This is a genomic window from Aeromicrobium chenweiae, from assembly GCF_003065605.1.
GTDB classification, from domain to species: domain Bacteria; phylum Actinomycetota; class Actinomycetes; order Propionibacteriales; family Nocardioidaceae; genus Aeromicrobium; species Aeromicrobium chenweiae.
Genome location: NZ_CP026952.1, coordinates 1520647 through 1535368, shown reverse-complemented (window position 1 = coordinate 1535368; position 14722 = coordinate 1520647). Strand labels below are relative to the sequence as shown.

The 14722-nt window shown below is 68.7% G+C and carries 12 protein-coding genes and 1 tRNA gene; 7 read left to right on the top strand and 6 right to left on the bottom strand.

Annotation, left to right across the window (positions count from 1 at the left end):
• The first annotated feature begins 44 nt into the window (after nucleotides 1-44).
• Nucleotides 45-1247, top strand: a complete 1203-nt coding sequence (locus C3E78_RS07435; protein ID WP_135804862.1) for an MATE family efflux transporter — start codon at nucleotides 45-47, stop codon at nucleotides 1245-1247.
• 76 nt (nucleotides 1248-1323) lie between these two features.
• Here C3E78_RS07435 and polA read toward each other — a convergent pair whose 3' ends face one another.
• Both polA and C3E78_RS07425 read right to left on the bottom strand, forming a co-directional pair.
• Complete coding sequence (polA, locus tag C3E78_RS07430) at nucleotides 1324-3984, bottom strand: DNA polymerase I (RefSeq protein ID WP_108577686.1); 2661 nt, start codon at nucleotides 3982-3984, stop codon at nucleotides 1324-1326.
• A 10-nt stretch (nucleotides 3985-3994) separates the two neighbouring features.
• Nucleotides 3995-4639, bottom strand: a complete 645-nt coding sequence (locus tag C3E78_RS07425; protein ID WP_108577685.1) for a GNAT family N-acetyltransferase — start codon at nucleotides 4637-4639, stop codon at nucleotides 3995-3997.
• 119 nt (nucleotides 4640-4758) lie between these two features.
• Between C3E78_RS07425 and C3E78_RS07420 the strand changes: the two genes are divergently transcribed.
• From C3E78_RS07420 to C3E78_RS07400, 5 genes are all read left to right on the top strand, one after another.
• Nucleotides 4759-5505, top strand: a complete 747-nt coding sequence (locus C3E78_RS07420) for a DUF554 domain-containing protein (RefSeq protein ID WP_108577684.1) — start codon at nucleotides 4759-4761, stop codon at nucleotides 5503-5505.
• Between the two features lie 176 nt (nucleotides 5506-5681).
• Complete coding sequence (locus tag C3E78_RS07415; protein WP_199906961.1) at nucleotides 5682-6977, top strand: branched-chain amino acid ABC transporter permease; 1296 nt, start codon at nucleotides 5682-5684, stop codon at nucleotides 6975-6977.
• 9 nt (nucleotides 6978-6986) lie between these two features.
• Nucleotides 6987-7982, top strand: a complete 996-nt coding sequence (locus C3E78_RS07410) for a branched-chain amino acid ABC transporter permease (protein WP_108577682.1) — start codon at nucleotides 6987-6989, stop codon at nucleotides 7980-7982.
• Entirely contained in the window at nucleotides 7972-8889 is a 918-nt protein-coding gene (locus C3E78_RS07405) for an ABC transporter ATP-binding protein (protein ID WP_108577681.1), read from the top strand. Before C3E78_RS07410 ends, C3E78_RS07405 begins: the two co-directional genes overlap by 11 nt.
• The gene (locus C3E78_RS07400; protein WP_108577680.1) at nucleotides 8886-9668 is read left to right on the top strand and encodes an ABC transporter ATP-binding protein; all 783 of its coding nucleotides are present in this window, start codon (nucleotides 8886-8888) and stop codon (nucleotides 9666-9668) included. The genes C3E78_RS07405 and C3E78_RS07400 overlap by 4 nt, the downstream gene beginning before the upstream one ends.
• A 140-nt stretch (nucleotides 9669-9808) precedes the next feature.
• Here C3E78_RS07400 and C3E78_RS07395 read toward each other — a convergent pair whose 3' ends face one another.
• The 3 genes from C3E78_RS07395 to C3E78_RS07385 form a co-directional block, all read right to left on the bottom strand.
• Nucleotides 9809-10726, bottom strand: a complete 918-nt coding sequence (locus tag C3E78_RS07395; RefSeq protein WP_108577679.1) for a hypothetical protein — start codon at nucleotides 10724-10726, stop codon at nucleotides 9809-9811.
• A 252-nt stretch (nucleotides 10727-10978) separates the two neighbouring features.
• The gene (locus C3E78_RS07390) at nucleotides 10979-12244 is read right to left on the bottom strand and encodes an ABC transporter substrate-binding protein (protein WP_235833712.1); all 1266 of its coding nucleotides are present in this window, start codon (nucleotides 12242-12244) and stop codon (nucleotides 10979-10981) included.
• A gap of 186 nt (nucleotides 12245-12430) precedes the next feature.
• Nucleotides 12431-13045, bottom strand: coding sequence for an ANTAR domain-containing response regulator (locus C3E78_RS07385; protein ID WP_108580805.1), 615 nt, complete (start codon nucleotides 13043-13045; stop codon nucleotides 12431-12433).
• A 41-nt stretch (nucleotides 13046-13086) separates the two neighbouring features.
• Between C3E78_RS07385 and C3E78_RS07380 the strand changes: the two genes are divergently transcribed.
• Nucleotides 13087-13169: transfer RNA gene (locus C3E78_RS07380), tRNA-Leu, on the top strand.
• Between the two features lie 29 nt (nucleotides 13170-13198).
• Here the strand turns inward: C3E78_RS07380 and pyk are convergent.
• Nucleotides 13199-14653: a pyruvate kinase gene (gene pyk, locus C3E78_RS07375; protein ID WP_108577677.1), complete on the bottom strand. Its 1455-nt coding sequence runs from the start codon at nucleotides 14651-14653 to the stop codon at nucleotides 13199-13201.
• Nucleotides 14654-14722 lie beyond the last annotated feature (69 nt).

The window sequence follows — 14722 nt, the reverse complement described above, 5'->3', positions numbered from 1 at the left end:
GGCTGGCTACGTTTCGGTGAAGTACTCCCGGCTATTGTGCCGTGGTGAGGTCCGCGCGCATGACGATGACCGGCGGAACCCTCGTGGCCGCCGGAATGATGGGCATGAACATCGCCGTCTACGGCTTCAACGTCGTCTCGGCACGACTGCTCGTCCCGAAGGAGTTCGGCGCCCTCACGGCCCTGTTCGGCATCATCCTCGTGGGCACCGTGAGCGCCCTCGGCCTCCAGGCCGTCACGGCACGACGGCTCGCGGTCGACCCCGACCGGGCCGACGAGATCATCGGCGCGACCGTCCGCGTGACCTTGATGGTCGCGGGCATGGTCGGACTCGTGGTCGCCGTGGCGACGGTGGGCCTGACGCCCGCCCTGAAGCTCGGGTCGTACTGGCCCGTCGTGCTGTGCGGGGCTGCCCTCGTTCCCCTGACGATCATGGGCGCGCAGTGCGGCATCGCGCAGGGACAGGAACGCTGGGGTGCCCTGACCGCGATCTATCTCGGCAACGGCGTCGGACGGCTGGTCGGCGGGACGATCGGTCTGCTCGTCTCGGCCACCCCGACCGGCGCGATGGTCGGGCTCGCGATCGGCTCGTGGCTGCCGGTCCTGGCGGGGGCGCGACTGCTGACGGGCCACCGGGCCACCGCCGGCACGGTCAGCCGGCGCCCCCTCCTGCGTGAGGCGCTCCTGTCGACCCACGCCCTGCTGGCGTACTTCGTGCTCAGCAACATGGACTCCCTCATCGCCCGCAACCGCTTCGACGAGCACGACAGCGGCCTGTACGCCTCGGGCCTGATCCTCGCCAAGGCTGCGCTGTTCTTCCCCCAGTTCGTCAGTGTCGTGCTGTTCCCCAACCTGGCGCGCGCCACCACGAACCACGCACGCCTGCGGGCGGTGTCGCTCGTGGCCGGCTTCGGCACCCTCGCCGTCCTCGCCACGGCGGTCCTGCCGAAGGTCGCCCTCATCCTGGTCGGCGGCGACCAGTACTCCGAGATCACCGACCGCCTCTGGCTGTTCGCCGTGGCCGGCTCCTCGCTCGCGGTCGTCCACCTGCTGGTGTTCGACGCGCTCGCGCGGCACGCGCACGGCATCGTCGTGATGATCTGGGGCGCGGTCGCGGCCGTCCTCGCGTCGGCGTACGGGCTCGGCGTGGGCATCACCGGGCTCGTCATCACGATGGCGACGGTCTCAGCGGCCCTCGCCCTGGTGGTCTACCTCGCGCCGCTGCCCTCGCGCGAGCCCCCGCACTGAGCCCAGATTTGCGTGCTTCTGCACCGAATCCGCGGCGCGGAAACGTGCAGGAGCCCGCAGATCTGGGCTGGGCGGGCTAGTGGCCGGCCTCGTGCCAGGTGCGGCCGACGCCGACGGACACGTCCAACGGGACCGAGAGCTCGGCTGCCGAGGCCATCTGGTCGCGGACGAGCTGCTCGACCTGGTCCTTCTCCCCCGCTGCCACCTCCAGCACGAGCTCGTCGTGCACCTGCAGGAGCATCCGGGACGTCAGCCCGGCCGTGTCGAGGGCGCGCTCGACGTTGAGCATCGCGACCTTGATGATGTCGGCGGCCGAACCCTGGATGGGCGCGTTGAGCGCCATCCGCTCGGCCATCTCGCGGCGCTGGCGGTTGTCGCTCTGCAGGTCGGGCAGGTAGCGGCGGCGTCCCATGATGGTCTCGGTGTAGCCGGTGCGCCGCGCCTCGTCCACGAGCCCGCGCAGGTAGTCGCGCACCCCGCCGAACCGCTGGAAGTAGTCGTCCATGAGGCCCTGGGCCTCGCCCGTGGAGATGCTCAGCTGCTGGCTGAGCCCGTACGACGACAGCCCGTAGGCCAGGCCGTAGTTCATCGCCTTGATCTTGGCCCGCAGCTCGGTGTCGATGTCGGCGGGATCCTTGGCGAACACCTTCGCCGCGGTGATGGTGTGGAAGTCCTCGCCGGACTTGAACGCCGAGATGAGGTCGGCGTCCTCCGACAGGTGCGCCATGATGCGCATCTCGATCTGGCTGTAGTCGGCGGTCAGCAGCGTCTCGAAGCCCTCACCGACGCAGAACGCCTCGCGGATGCGCCGCCCGGAGGCGGTGCGAATCGGGATGTTCTGCAGGTTGGGGTCGTTGGAGCTCAGCCGGCCGGTCGCCGCGATCGTCTGGGCGTACGTCGTGTGGATGCGGCCGTCGTCGGAGATCGACTTGCGCAGCCCCTCGACGGTCTGGCGCAGCCGGGTGACGTCGCGGTGGTCGAGCAGGTGCTGCAGGAACGGGTGCCCGGTCTTGACGTAGAGCTGCTGCAGCGAGTCGGCGTCGGTCGTGTATCCCGTCTTGGTCTTCTTGGTCTTGGGCATGCCCAGCTCGTCGAAGAGCACGACCTGCAGCTGCTTGGGCGAGCCGAGGTTGATCTCCTTGCCGCCGATGGCCGCGAACGCCTCGGCCGCCGCGTTCTGCGCCCGGGCGGCGAACTCGGACTCCAGCCCCACGAGGTGGTCGTCGTCCACCGCGATGCCGGTGCGCTCCATGCGCGCGAGCGTCGCCACCAGCGGCAGCTCGACGTCGGCGATCAGGGCGGTGCCGCCGTGCTGCTCGACCTCCTGGTCGAGCACGGCGGCCAGGTCGAGGGTGGCCCGGGCGCGCAGCATCCCGGCCTCGCCGCCGATGGTGTCGGTGTCGAGCGTCAGCTGGCCGGCGTTGTCGGACTCGTCGCGCAGCTCGCGCTTGAGATAGCGCACCGACAGGTCGCCCAGGTCGTACGAGCGCTGGTCGGGCCGCACGACGTACGCCGACAGCGCGGTGTCCGCCACCAGGCCCGCGAGCGTCCAGCCGCGTGCCGCCAGGGCCAGCAACGGCCCCTTGGCGTCGTGCAGGACCTTGGGACGTCCGGCGTCGGCGAGCCACGCCGCGATCGCGGCGTCGTCCTCGGGCGTGATGTCGTCGACGTTGATCCAGACCGCGGACTCGTCGGAGGCGATCGCCAGGGCCACGACGTCGCCCGTGCCACGCCCCCACGACCCCTGCACGTGCAGGCCGAGCCGTCCGCCGGGCTCCTGCTCGTCGAGCCAGGCCGCGACCGCGCCGGGCTCGAGCGTCCGGCCCTCGAGGTCGAACCCGTCCTCGGCCTGCGGCGGGGTGTCGCCGAACGCCTCGAACAGCCGGACGCGCAAGGCGTTGAACTCGAGCGCATCGAAGACGGTGTGGATGGCCTCCCGGTCCCACACCGTGTCGAACGTCAGGTCCGCAGGGCCCGCGGGCAGGTCGAGGTCACGGATCAGGGCGTTGATGCTGCGGTTGCGGATGACGTCGTCGAGGTGCTCCCGCAAGGACGCGCCGGCCTTGCCGGGGATCTGGTCGGCCTTCGCGATGATCTCGTCGAGCGAGCCGAACTGCGCCAGCCACTTGGCCGCCGTCTTCGGCCCGACCCCGGGGACGCCCGGCAGGTTGTCGCTCGTCTCGCCGACCATCGCCGCGATGTCGGGATAGTTGACCGGGGCGACGCCGTACTTCTCCTGCACCGCGTCGGGCGTCATGCGGGCCAGGTCGGAGACGCCCTTGCGCGGGTAGAGCACCGTGGTCGTGTCGGTGACCAGCTGCAGGGCGTCGCGGTCACCGGTGCAGATCAGCACCTCCATGCCCGCGGACTCCGCGCGGGTCGCGAGCGTGCCGATGATGTCGTCGGCCTCGAAACCGTCCTTCTCGAACGTGGTGATGTGCAGGGCGTCGAGCACCTGCTTGATCAGCGGGATCTGCCCGGTGAACTCCTGCGGCGACTTGGACCGGTTGCCCTTGTACTCGGGGTACCGCTCGAGCCGGAACGTCTGGCGCGAGACGTCGAAGGCCACGGCGACGTGCGTCGGCGCCTCGTCCCGCAGCACGTTGATGAGCATCGACGTGAAGCCGAAGACGGCGTTGGTGTGTTGCCCTGTCGTCGTCGAGAAGTTGTCGACGGGGAGGGCGAAGAAGGCACGGTAGGCGACGGAATGGCCGTCGATCAGCAGGAGGCGGTCCACCGCACCGACTCTAGTCGGCCCCCGTGACGTTCCTGTCCGACGGGCGCGGGCGGGACCCGCGGACCTCGCTCTGGCGGCGCCGCAAGGTGCGACGCACGGCGATCAGCTTGCCGGTGTCCCGCGAGTTCGTCGCCTTCGAGGTCAGGCGTGACCGCAGCTTGGTGGACTGGATGGCCCGCAGCACCGCGATCTGGTTGAAGCCGATCTTGGTGAGGTAGCGGTGCGGCTCGCGCGAGTGCACGGGGATGGCCGCGACGACCAGCTCGCAGTTGTGGTCCTCGCCGTAGGTCGCTGCGGCCGACAGCAACGTCGACGCGACCGACTTGCGCCGGTACCGGGGCGAGACCTGGATCTCGGTGACGATCAGGACACGGGTGAGGGTGATCGGCGTCAGGGTGCCGATGTCGCACACCGTGGCGCCGATGATCTCGCCGTTCACCAAGGCGACGATGATGCGCTTGTCGGGCTTGTTGAGCGACAGGTCGAGCGCGGCGGCCGCCTCGGCGACGCCGGGCTTGCGCCACAGCGCCTGCTGGGTGAACGCCTCGGAGCCCTCGTCGACGCTCGCGCCGGCGCACTCGGTCCACAGGGCGACGAGTGCCGCGGCGTCCTCGCGGTCGGCGTCCCGGAGGACGATGTGCGGTCGGGCCGACATGCCGTTCTGCCTCCCGTCCTGGACGTGCGCTACGCAGCCAGCAGGCCAAGGTGACACACTACGCGCTGGGCTGGAACATCATGTCCGGTTGAACACTCAACTGTCGAGGGAGACCCTACATGTTCGTCGGGTACGGCACCGTCACGAACGTCGTGGCAGTCCTCGCAGGATCCGGGCTCGGCCTGCTCATCGGTCACCGTCTGAGCGTGCACGTCCGCACGACCGTGACGGCCGCCCTCGGCCTCGTGACCCTGCTCATCGCCGCGCAGGGGGCCATGGAGGTGTCCTCCTCCGACCTCAGCGCCGCCGTCGGCACGAGCGCACCCATGCTCATCGTGCTGGGCGCGTTGGTGCTCGGCGGGATCGCCGGCTCGCTCCTGCGGCTGGAGGAGCGGCTCGAGGCGTTCGGCGGCGTCCTGCAGCGACGCCTGACCCGCGGCGACGGCGGCGAGGGCCGCGAGCGCTTCATCGAGGGTTTCGTGATCAGCTCGCTCGTGTTCTGCGTCGGCCCGCTGACCATCCTCGGCTCGATCAACGAGGGTCTCGGCAACGGCGCGGACCAGCTCCTGCTCAAGTCGACCCTCGACGCGTTCGCCGCGCTTGCGTTCGCCGCATCGTTCGGCATCGGGGTCATGGCGTCCGCCGTCTCGGTCGCCCTCATCCAGGGGTCGTTGACCGTGCTCGGTGCCGTGCTCGGGTCGTTCCTGCCCGATGCCCACCTCGCCGCCCTCACCGCGACCGGCGGGCTGATCCTCGTCGGCGTCGCACTGCGGCTGCTGGACATCAAACCCATCGCCGTGGCGGATCTGCTGCCCGCGCTCGTGGTCGCGCCGATCCTGTGCTCGGTCGCCGTCGCGGTGCACTGAACCCATCGAAACCCAACTGTTACCTGATTCGGAAGTTTGCGCCCCCGGGTGACGCCGGGTTGTCGCTATAGTCCAGAGACCGACAAGCACCACCCCGGTAAGCCGACAGGAGTTCATGCGTGCGATTGCGACTCGCGGCCCTACTAGCAGCAGCACTGGGGACGTCTCTTCTCCTCGTGCCCGCAACGGCCTCGGCCGAGACAACGACCCCCACCCCCACCCCGACCACGAGTGCCGGCATCCCCGATCAGAACCCGATCGTCCAGGGCGCCAACATCACCGTGACCCTGAAGGACCTCAAGGGCGGCGAGGGTGAACCCGAACCCGTCCCCGGCGTCTCGCTGACCGTCCTCAAGGACAGCGACACCGGCGAGGAGCAAGGCACCCAGACGACCGACAAGACCGGACGCGTCAGCATCGGCATCCCGGGCAACGGCACCTACGTCGTCAAGCTCGACCCGAAGACGCTCCCCGAGGGCGTCGAGCTCAGCGGCCAGGGTGAGACGACCAAGACCGTCCAGGTCAAGCTCGCCTCCTCCAACTTCGTGCAGTTCCAGATCGGTGCGCTCACGGTCGAGAAGGCCTCGAAGGTCAGCGAGATCATCGACGGCACCCGTTCGGGCGTCATCAAGGGCCTGCTGATCGCGCTCGCCGCGCTCGGCCTGTCGCTGATCTTCGGCACCACCGGGCTGACCAACTTCGCGCACGGCGAGCTCATCACGCTGGGCGCCATCACCACCTACATCTTCAACCAGGGCATCGGGCTACCGGTGATCCTGGCCGGCGTCTGCGCGGTGATCGTGTGCGCGATCTTCGGCTACCTGCAGGACCGGGGCCTGTGGCGGCCACTGCGCCGCCGCGGCACCGGACTGATCGCCATGATGATCGTGTCGATCGGCCTCGCGGTGTTCATGCGCAGCATCTTCCAGTACGGCTTCGGCGGCTCCACGCGGACGCTCTCCGAGTACGTCGTGCAGGGCCGGCAGAGCTACGGGCCGATCGACCTGTCGCACAAGGAGATCGCGATCCTGCTGGTCACGATCGTCACGATCGCCGTCACCTGCATCGCGCTGATGCGCACGCGGCTCGGCAAGGCCATGCGCGCGGTCTCGGACAACCCGGCGCTCTCCGCGTCGTCCGGCATGCGCGTCGACGGCGTCATCTCGGCGGTCTGGGTGCTCGGCACGGCCCTGACCGGCCTGGCCGGCGTGCTCCTCGCGGTGCAGGAGCAGGTCAAGTTCCAGATGGGCTTCGACCTGCTGCTCCTCGTGTTCGCCGGCGTCACCCTCGGCGGCCTCGGGACGATCTGGGGAGCGCTCGTCGGCTCGCTGATCATCGGCCTCATGGTCGAGCTCGGACCGGTCTTCGGCGTCCCCGCCTCCATCAAGGAGGTCGGCGCGCTCGTCGTGCTGATCCTGATCCTCCTCGTCAGGCCACAAGGCATCCTCGGCAAAGCCGAGCGGATCGGATAGGGCCCCCTCATGGATTTCGGAACCATCATCGATGCGGCCTTCTCGCAGGCCTTCGGGCCCCAGGCCATCGTCTTCGCGCTCGCCGCGATCGGGCTCAACGTCCACTTCGGCTACACCGGACTGCTCAACTTCGGCCAGGCCGGCTTCATGTCCATCGCGGCGTTCGGCCTCGCCGTCACCGTGGTCACCTGGGACCTGCCGTTCCTGGTGGGCATCCTGGTCGGCCTGCTCGCCGCAGTCGTCCTCGCCCTGATCCTCGGCGTCCCCACGTTGCGGCTGCGGGCCGACTACCTCGCGATCGCGACGATCGCGACGTCGGAGATCCTGCGCCTCATCTTCGGCGCGGTCGAGTTCAAGGGCACGTTCGGCGGGTCCAACGGCCTCACCGGCTTCGTCAAGCCCTACCAGGACCTCAACCCGTACGGCGACGGCATCAAGCTCGGCGTCGTGTCGTTCAGCCGCAACGACCTCTGGTCGATCACCGTCGGCTGGACGCTCGTGGCGATCGCCTGCCTCATCGTGTGGGCGCTCATGCGCAGCCCGTGGGGTCGTGTCCTCAAGTCGATCCGTGAGGACGAGGACGCCGTGCGCTCGCTCGGCAAGAACGTCTTCGCGTACAAGATGCAGGCGCTCGTCCTCGGCGGCGTGTTCGGCGGCATCGCCGGCATCTTCCACATCCTGAAGCAGGGTTCGGCCGTCCCGACGGACTTCAACACCACCTTCACGTTCTATGCGTACGCCGCCCTGCTCATCGGTGGCGCCGCACGCGTGCTCGGCCCGGTCGTCGGCTCGATGCTCTTCTGGTTCCTCATCGCCGGCATCGGCGCGTTCTTCAGCGAGGCGACCAAGGGCCCGGACCCCGTGATCCCCAGCTGGATCATGGAGCCTGACCAGGCCAGCCTCATCCGCCTCATCCTTCTTGGACTGGGCCTCATGCTGCTGATGATCTTCCGACCCCAGGGGATCTTCGGCGATCGAAGGGAGATCGCAATCGATGGCCGCTGAACTCAGTGGCACCGGCGGATCGCTCGCAGGTGTCTCCAACGAACCCGGGGCCTCCAAGCCCGACCCGATCATCTCGGGCAGCCACATCACCCGGACGTTCGGCGGCCTCAAGGCCGTCGACGTCGAGAAGATCGAGATCCAGCGCGGTGTCATCACCGCCCTGATCGGTCCCAACGGTGCCGGCAAGACGACCCTGTTCAACCTGCTGACGGGCTTCGACGAGCCCGACAGCGGCCAGTGGACGTTCAACGGCACCGAGCTCGGCAAGGTCCCGGCGTACAAGGTGGCGCGGCTTGGCTTGGTGCGCACGTTCCAGCTCACCAAGGTGCTCGCGAAGCTCACGGTCATCGAGAACATGCTTCTCGGTGCCACCGGTCAGCGGGGCGAGAAGTTCCTCTCCGCCGCGTTCAAGGGCCTCTGGCGGGCGCAGGAGAACGAGAACACCCGACGCGCCGACGCGCTGCTCGAGCGCTTCAAGCTCGATGCCAAGCGTGAGGACTTCGCCGGCTCCCTGTCCGGCGGCCAGCGCAAGCTGCTGGAGATGGCGCGCGCGTTGATGGTCGACCCCGAGCTGATCATGCTCGACGAGCCCATGGCCGGCGTGAACCCCGCGCTCAAGCAGTCCCTCCTGGGACACGTGAAGTCGCTGCGCGACGAGGGACGCACCGTCCTGTTCGTCGAGCACGACATGGACATGGTCCGCGACATCTCCGACTGGGTCATCGTCATGGCGCAGGGGCAGATCGTGGCCGAGGGCACGCCTCAGTCGGTCATGGCCGACCAGCGAGTCATCGACGCCTACCTGGGCGCCCACCACGACACCGACATCACCGAGATCGACGTCTCGGAGCTCGACCAGGAGGCCGAGGCCGAGCTCAGGGCCGAAGCCGAGGAGAACCCGTCATGACCGACTCCCCCACCACCACGTCCGAGCGCGACAAGCACCTCGCCAACGCGGACGGCGCGGTCCTGCGGGCCGACAACCTCATCGCCGGCTACCTGCCGGGGGTCAACATCCTCAACGGCGCCGACCTGTACTGCCAGCCCGGCGAGCTCGTGGGCATCATCGGGCCCAACGGCGCCGGCAAGTCGACGCTGCTGAAGGCGCTGTTCGGCCTGGTCAAGGTCCACGAGGGGTCGGTCACGCTCAAGGGCGACGACATCACCAACCAGCGCGCCGACCAGCTCGTCACCAAGGGCATCGGGTTCGTCCCGCAGACGAACAACGTGTTCCCGAGCCTGACGATCGAGGAGAACCTCGAGATGGGCTGCTACCAGGACCCGAAGCGGTTCCCCGAGCGGTTCGGCTTCGTGACCGACCTGTTCCCGCGCCTCGGCGAGCGACGCAAGCAGCGCGCGGGACAGCTGTCCGGTGGCGAGCGCCAGATGGTGGCGATGGGTCGCGCTCTGATGATGGACCCGTCGGTCCTGCTGCTCGACGAGCCGTCCGCGGGCCTGTCCCCCGTCCTGCAGGACGAGGTCTTCGTGCAGACGCGCAACATCAACAAGGCCGGCGTCTCGGTCGTGATGGTGGAGCAGAACGCGCGCCGCTGCCTGCAGATCTGCGACCGCGCCTACGTCCTCGACCACGGCACCAACGCGTACTCGGGCACGGGACGCTCGCTGGCCAACGACCCCAAGGTCATCGAGCTCTACCTCGGCACCCTGGGCCAGACCGCCGACTGACGCCGACTGGGGGTCCCCCCGCTTGCGGGGGCGTCGCGCACGGACGCCCACGAGTCACGTACGGACGGTGACGAGTCACGTACGGATGCCCACGAGTCACGTACGGACGGTGACGTCGTGGATCTCGCACCGCGCGGGCGTCACCACCAGCGTGCGATGGGCGTCATTCCCAGCAGCTCGCCGACCTCGTTCTCGAACGCGGGATCGGTGCCGAACACGCGCTCGTAGCGCGTGACGACGAACCGGTAGCCGACGGCCACCAGCAGACGTCGGCGCTCCTCGTCATGGACGTCGTCCGGATCGGCGGTGTGGAACTCGCGGCCGTCATACTCGACGGCGATGCGCCGACGCACGTACGCGAGGTCGAGGAAACGCTGCAGCCCGGCCGCGTCCTCGACCTCCACCTGCGCGACGGGGCGCGGGAAGCCGGCATCGACGAGCCGGAGCCGGGTCCAGGACTCCCCCGGGCTCGCGGACTTCGGCTCGATCAGCTGGGCGAGCACGCGAGCCTGACGGATGCCCCGGTACCCCTTGAGGCGCGCCACGTAGGCGCGCACGTCCATGGGTCGTACCAGGCCCGCGTGAGCCATGGCGTCCGCCGACGCCATCGCGTACGGGCGCCACTGCTTGCGCAGGAGATCCGAGGTGGTCCGCACCGGGTGCGTCACTGCGAGCCCGCCGACCTCCAGCACGTCCTCGTCCGCGATCAGCGCCTGCCGACAGGCCAGGCCCTCGATCCGGGTGCGGCCACGACCGTGCGGGACGACCCACTGCGGCACGAAACGATGGCGGTCCGACGGCTTGTAAGCGTCCACGCCCCAGATCCACGCCGCCGTCTCGTCGGACACCACTGCATGAGCCGGGACGACCAGGCGCGCGGCAGCCACACGAAGCTCTCGTGAGTCCTCCGCTCGCGCATCGACGTACACCCGGTCGATCAGGCGTACGACGTCACCGTGGACGAACGCCGCCCGGAACTCGGTCGCGGACAGCCCCACCGTCGTGTGGTCGCGGTAGAGGAACGGTTCGCCGGCGTTGATGAGAGTCGTGGTCTCCATGACGACATCGAACTCGGAAACACCGGAGTTGTCCCTCGGCTGTCCACAGGGGTCATACGGCACCGCTCCGTGCGCGACTCGCCGGCGTCCGTACGCGACTCCTCGGCGTCCGTACGTGACTCCTCGGCGTCCGTACGCGACTCCTCGGCGTCCGTGCGTGACTCCTCGGCGTCCGGGGACGGCGAAGGGCCCCGGTGCCGAAGCACCGGGGCCCTTGCTCAGGTCGCTGACCGGGTCAGCATCCTGGGTGGATCAGATCGTGCCCGCGATGTACTTGATGGGGCTGATCTTGTTCTTGCCGTTGTACTCGTAGATGCCGATCGAGGCGGCCGTGGGGCTGCCCGTCTCGCCGAGCTCGATCGGACCGGAGACACCGTCGTAGTCGATGTCGGCCTTCGGATCGTCCTTGAGCAGCTTGGCGCACGCCTCGAACGAGTCGCACTTCTCGCCGCCCTTGGTGACGCCCGGGATCTCCTTGGCGATGGCCTCGCCGGAGTCGTCGCCCGCGACGATGGCCGCGAGAGCCGACACGACGGTGGCGTCGTAGGACTCGGCGGAGTACGCGTAGTCCTTCAGGTTGTCGTTGACCGTCGCGAGACGGTCGCGGAACTCGGACTTGGCCTCGGCGCCGGGGATGGTGCCCTTGGTGCCCTTGAGCGTGCCGTCGGGCAGCGAAGCCGCGTCACCCTTGCCGTAGTTGGCCGTGTTGCCGTCGACGAAGTACGTCGAGACGTCCTGCGGGCCCGCGCCGGCCTGGATGAGCTTCGGGATGATCGTCGTGGTCTCCTCGAACGCGATGAGGAGGACGGCGTCGGCCTTGGCGTTCGCGATCTCGGTGATCTGGCTGTCGCCCGGACCGGTCTTCTCGCTGTAGAGCACGCTGGCGGCGACGGTCGAACCGGCGTCCTTGAGGTTCTTGGAGACCTCCTTGCTCAGCGTCTCGCCGTACGCGTCCTGACGGGCCAGGATCGCGACGTTCTGCTTGCCGTCCTCGATGAGGAGGTTGGCCAGCACGGCACCCTGCAGGATGTCCGACGGAGCGGTGCGGAAGTACAGGTCGGGCTTGCCGTAGTCGCCCTCGTCGAAGTCGGTCGACGTGTTGGCGGGCGAGAACTGGACGACGCCGGCCGACATGATCTTGTCGATCACGGTGAACGACACGCCCGAGGAAGCCGCGCCGATGACGACGTCGGACTTGGCCTTGAGCAGCTTGTCGGTCTCGGCCGGGGCGATGCCCGAGTCGGTGTCGCCCGAGTCGGCCTTGACGCCCACGACGTCCTTGCCGTTGACGCCACCGGCGGCGTTGATGTCCTTGATGGCGAGGTCGACGCCGGCGAACTCCGGCGGGCCGAGGTACGCGAGGCTGCCGGTCTGCGGGAGCAGCTGGCCGATGGTCAGCGTGCCGTCGCCCTTGTTCTTGGCGGGAGCGGACTCGGTCTTCTTGTCGCCGCCACCGTCGCTGTCGCTGCCGCCACAGGCAGCGAGAACGAGCGCGCTGGTGACTGCAACTGCAGCCAAGCGAATCGTTGTGGTACTGCGTTTCATCAATCCTCCGGATGTGTAGAAAGCCCGTGGCCCGCGCCAGGGTGCGTACTCGTACGACAGAACCTAGTCTTGTTCGTGGTCCTTTGGGTCAAGGTTGAGTTCCTGCTTGGTTAAGTCACCGTTTTGTAACCCGACCCCGCTCAGCGTGAAAGGGCGTCGTCAACGAGCGGACTCGCCCAGGGCCGGACCGTGCTCGATGACGCCCTGCGCGACCTGCAGCATCGTCAGCCGCAGGTCCATCGCCGTGCGCTGGATCCAGCGGAACGCCTCCGGCTCGCTGATGTCCAGGGCCTCCTGCAGCAGCCCCTTGGCCCGCTCCACGGCCTTGCGGGTGGCCAGCTGGTCAGTGAGGTCACCGACCTCGTGCTCGAGCTGGACGATCTCGGCGAACCGGCTGCGCGCCATCTCGATCGCCGGCACCAGGTCGGACTGCGTGAACGGCTTGACCAGGTACGCCATCGCGCCGGCCTCACGCGCCCGCTCCACCAGCTCGCGCTGGCTGAAGGCGGTCAGCATCACGACCGGGGCGATGCGGGCCTGGGCGATCTGTGCCGCGGCCGCGATCCCGTCGAGCTTGGGCATCTTGACGTCCATCACGACCAGGTCGGGGCGGTGCCGCATCACGAGCTCGACCGCGGCCTCGCCGTCACCGGCCTGGCCGACGACGTCGTACCCCTCCTCGGCCAGCATCTCGGCGAGGTCGAGGCGGATCAGCGCCTCGTCCTCCGCGATCACGACACGCGGTGAATGGGACGATCCCGATGAGGGTGGCATGGCGGTCACATGAGAAGGTTATACGGCCTCCTCGGAGGCATGCCGAGTTGGCGGAATGGTAGACGCGACGGTCTCAAAAACCGTTGTCCGAAAGGGCGTGCGGGTTCGAGTCCCGCACTCGGCACGGGGACCTGGTGCAGGTCCCCGCACGGCTCACGAGCCTGTGCGCTCGGCGTACGCCGGGGTGACCCCGTTGATCGCGTCGCCCATGTTGTGGATGCGCAGGGCGTTGGTCGAGCCGGGGATTCCCGGAGGCGCACCGGCCACGATGACGACCTGCTGGCCCTCGCTGCAGCGCTCGATCTCCAGCAGCGCCTTGTCGACCTGCAGGACCATGTCGTCGGTGTGCTTGACCTCGGGGACCGTGAACGTCTCGATGCCCCAGCTCATCGCGAGCTGACGGCGCACGAGCGGGTCGGGCGTGAACGCGATGACCGGGACGCGCGAGCGGTAGCGGGTCATGCGGCGGGCGGAGTCGCCGGTGGTCGTGAACGCCACGACGTACCGGGCGTCGACGGCCTCGGCGACGTCGGACGCGGCCCGGCAGATGATCCCGCTCTTGGTCCGGGCGCGCCAGGTGAAGGCGGCCATGCGCGGCAGGCCGTGGTCCTCGGTCGACTCGATGATGCGGGCCATCGTGTGCACGGTGTGGATGGGGTACTCCCCCACGCTCGTCTCGCCGGACAGCATGACCGCGTCGGCACCGTCGAGGACGGCGTTGGCGACGTCGGACGCCTCGGCGCGCGTCGGGCGCGGCGCGGAGATCATCGACTCGAGCATCTGGGTCGCGACGATGACCGGCTTGGCGTTGCGGCGGGCCTTCTCCACGATGAGCTTCTGCACGACCGGGACGTCCTCGAGCGGCAGCTCGACGCCGAGATCGCCGCGGGCGACCATCACGCCGTCGAACGCGTCCATGATGCCGTCGAGGTTCTCGACCGCCTGGGGCTTCTCGATCTTGGCGATCACCGGGCGGTGGATGCCCTCCTCGACCATGATCTTGCGGACGTCCTCGTAGTCGTCGGCCGAGCGCACGAACGACAGCGCGATGAAGTCGACACCGAGCCGCAGCGCGAACCGCAGGTCGGCGATGTCCTTCTCGCTCATCGCCGGGACGCTGACCATGACGCCGGGCAGGTTGATGCCCTTGTTGTTGCTGACCGGTCCGGCGGTCTCGACCTGGCAGGTCACGTCGGTCGCGGTGACCTCGGTGGCGCGCAGGCGCATGCGGCCGTCGTCGATGAGGATCTCGTCGCCCGGCTTCACGTCGCCCGGCAGGCCCTTGTACGTCGTGGAGCAGCGCGACACGTCGCCCAGGATGTCGTCGGTCGTGATGGTGAAGGTCGAGCCCACCTCAAGCTGCACCGGTCCGTCGGCGAACCGGCCCAGACGGATCTTGGGACCCTGCAGGTCGGCCAGGATCGCGATCGCCTTGCCCGTGGTCTCGGCAGCCTCCCGCACCCAGGCGAAGTTCTGCGCGTGGTCGGACTGGTCGCCGTGGCTCATGTTCAGCCGCGCGACGTCCATCCCGGCCTCGGCCAGCTTGAGGATCTTGAAGGCGTTGCCGACAGCAGGACCCAGGGTGCAGACGATCTTGGCTCTTCTCACTTCTCTACAGTAGACAAGGCAGGCGGTTACCGGCGAGTCAGGTTTGTCGTTTCACACAACAAACTCAGA

What these genes read in the sequence shown, in the direction of transcription:
- C3E78_RS07425 (WP_108577685.1), bottom strand. Translation starts at nt 4,639, where the DNA reads ATGTCGGCCCGACCGCACATCGTCCTCCGGGACGCCGACCGCGAGGAC.
- C3E78_RS07420 (WP_108577684.1), top strand. Translation starts at nt 4,759, where the DNA reads ATGTTCGTCGGGTACGGCACCGTCACGAACGTCGTGGCAGTCCTCGCA.
- C3E78_RS07410 (WP_108577682.1), top strand. Translation starts at nt 6,987, where the DNA reads ATGGATTTCGGAACCATCATCGATGCGGCCTTCTCGCAGGCCTTCGGG.
- C3E78_RS07405 (WP_108577681.1), top strand. Translation starts at nt 7,972, where the DNA reads ATGGCCGCTGAACTCAGTGGCACCGGCGGATCGCTCGCAGGTGTCTCC.
- C3E78_RS07400 (WP_108577680.1), top strand. Translation starts at nt 8,886, where the DNA reads ATGACCGACTCCCCCACCACCACGTCCGAGCGCGACAAGCACCTCGCC.
- C3E78_RS07395 (WP_108577679.1), bottom strand. Translation starts at nt 10,726, where the DNA reads ATGGAGACCACGACTCTCATCAACGCCGGCGAACCGTTCCTCTACCGC.
- C3E78_RS07385 (WP_108580805.1), bottom strand. Translation starts at nt 13,045, where the DNA reads ATGCCACCCTCATCGGGATCGTCCCATTCACCGCGTGTCGTGATCGCG.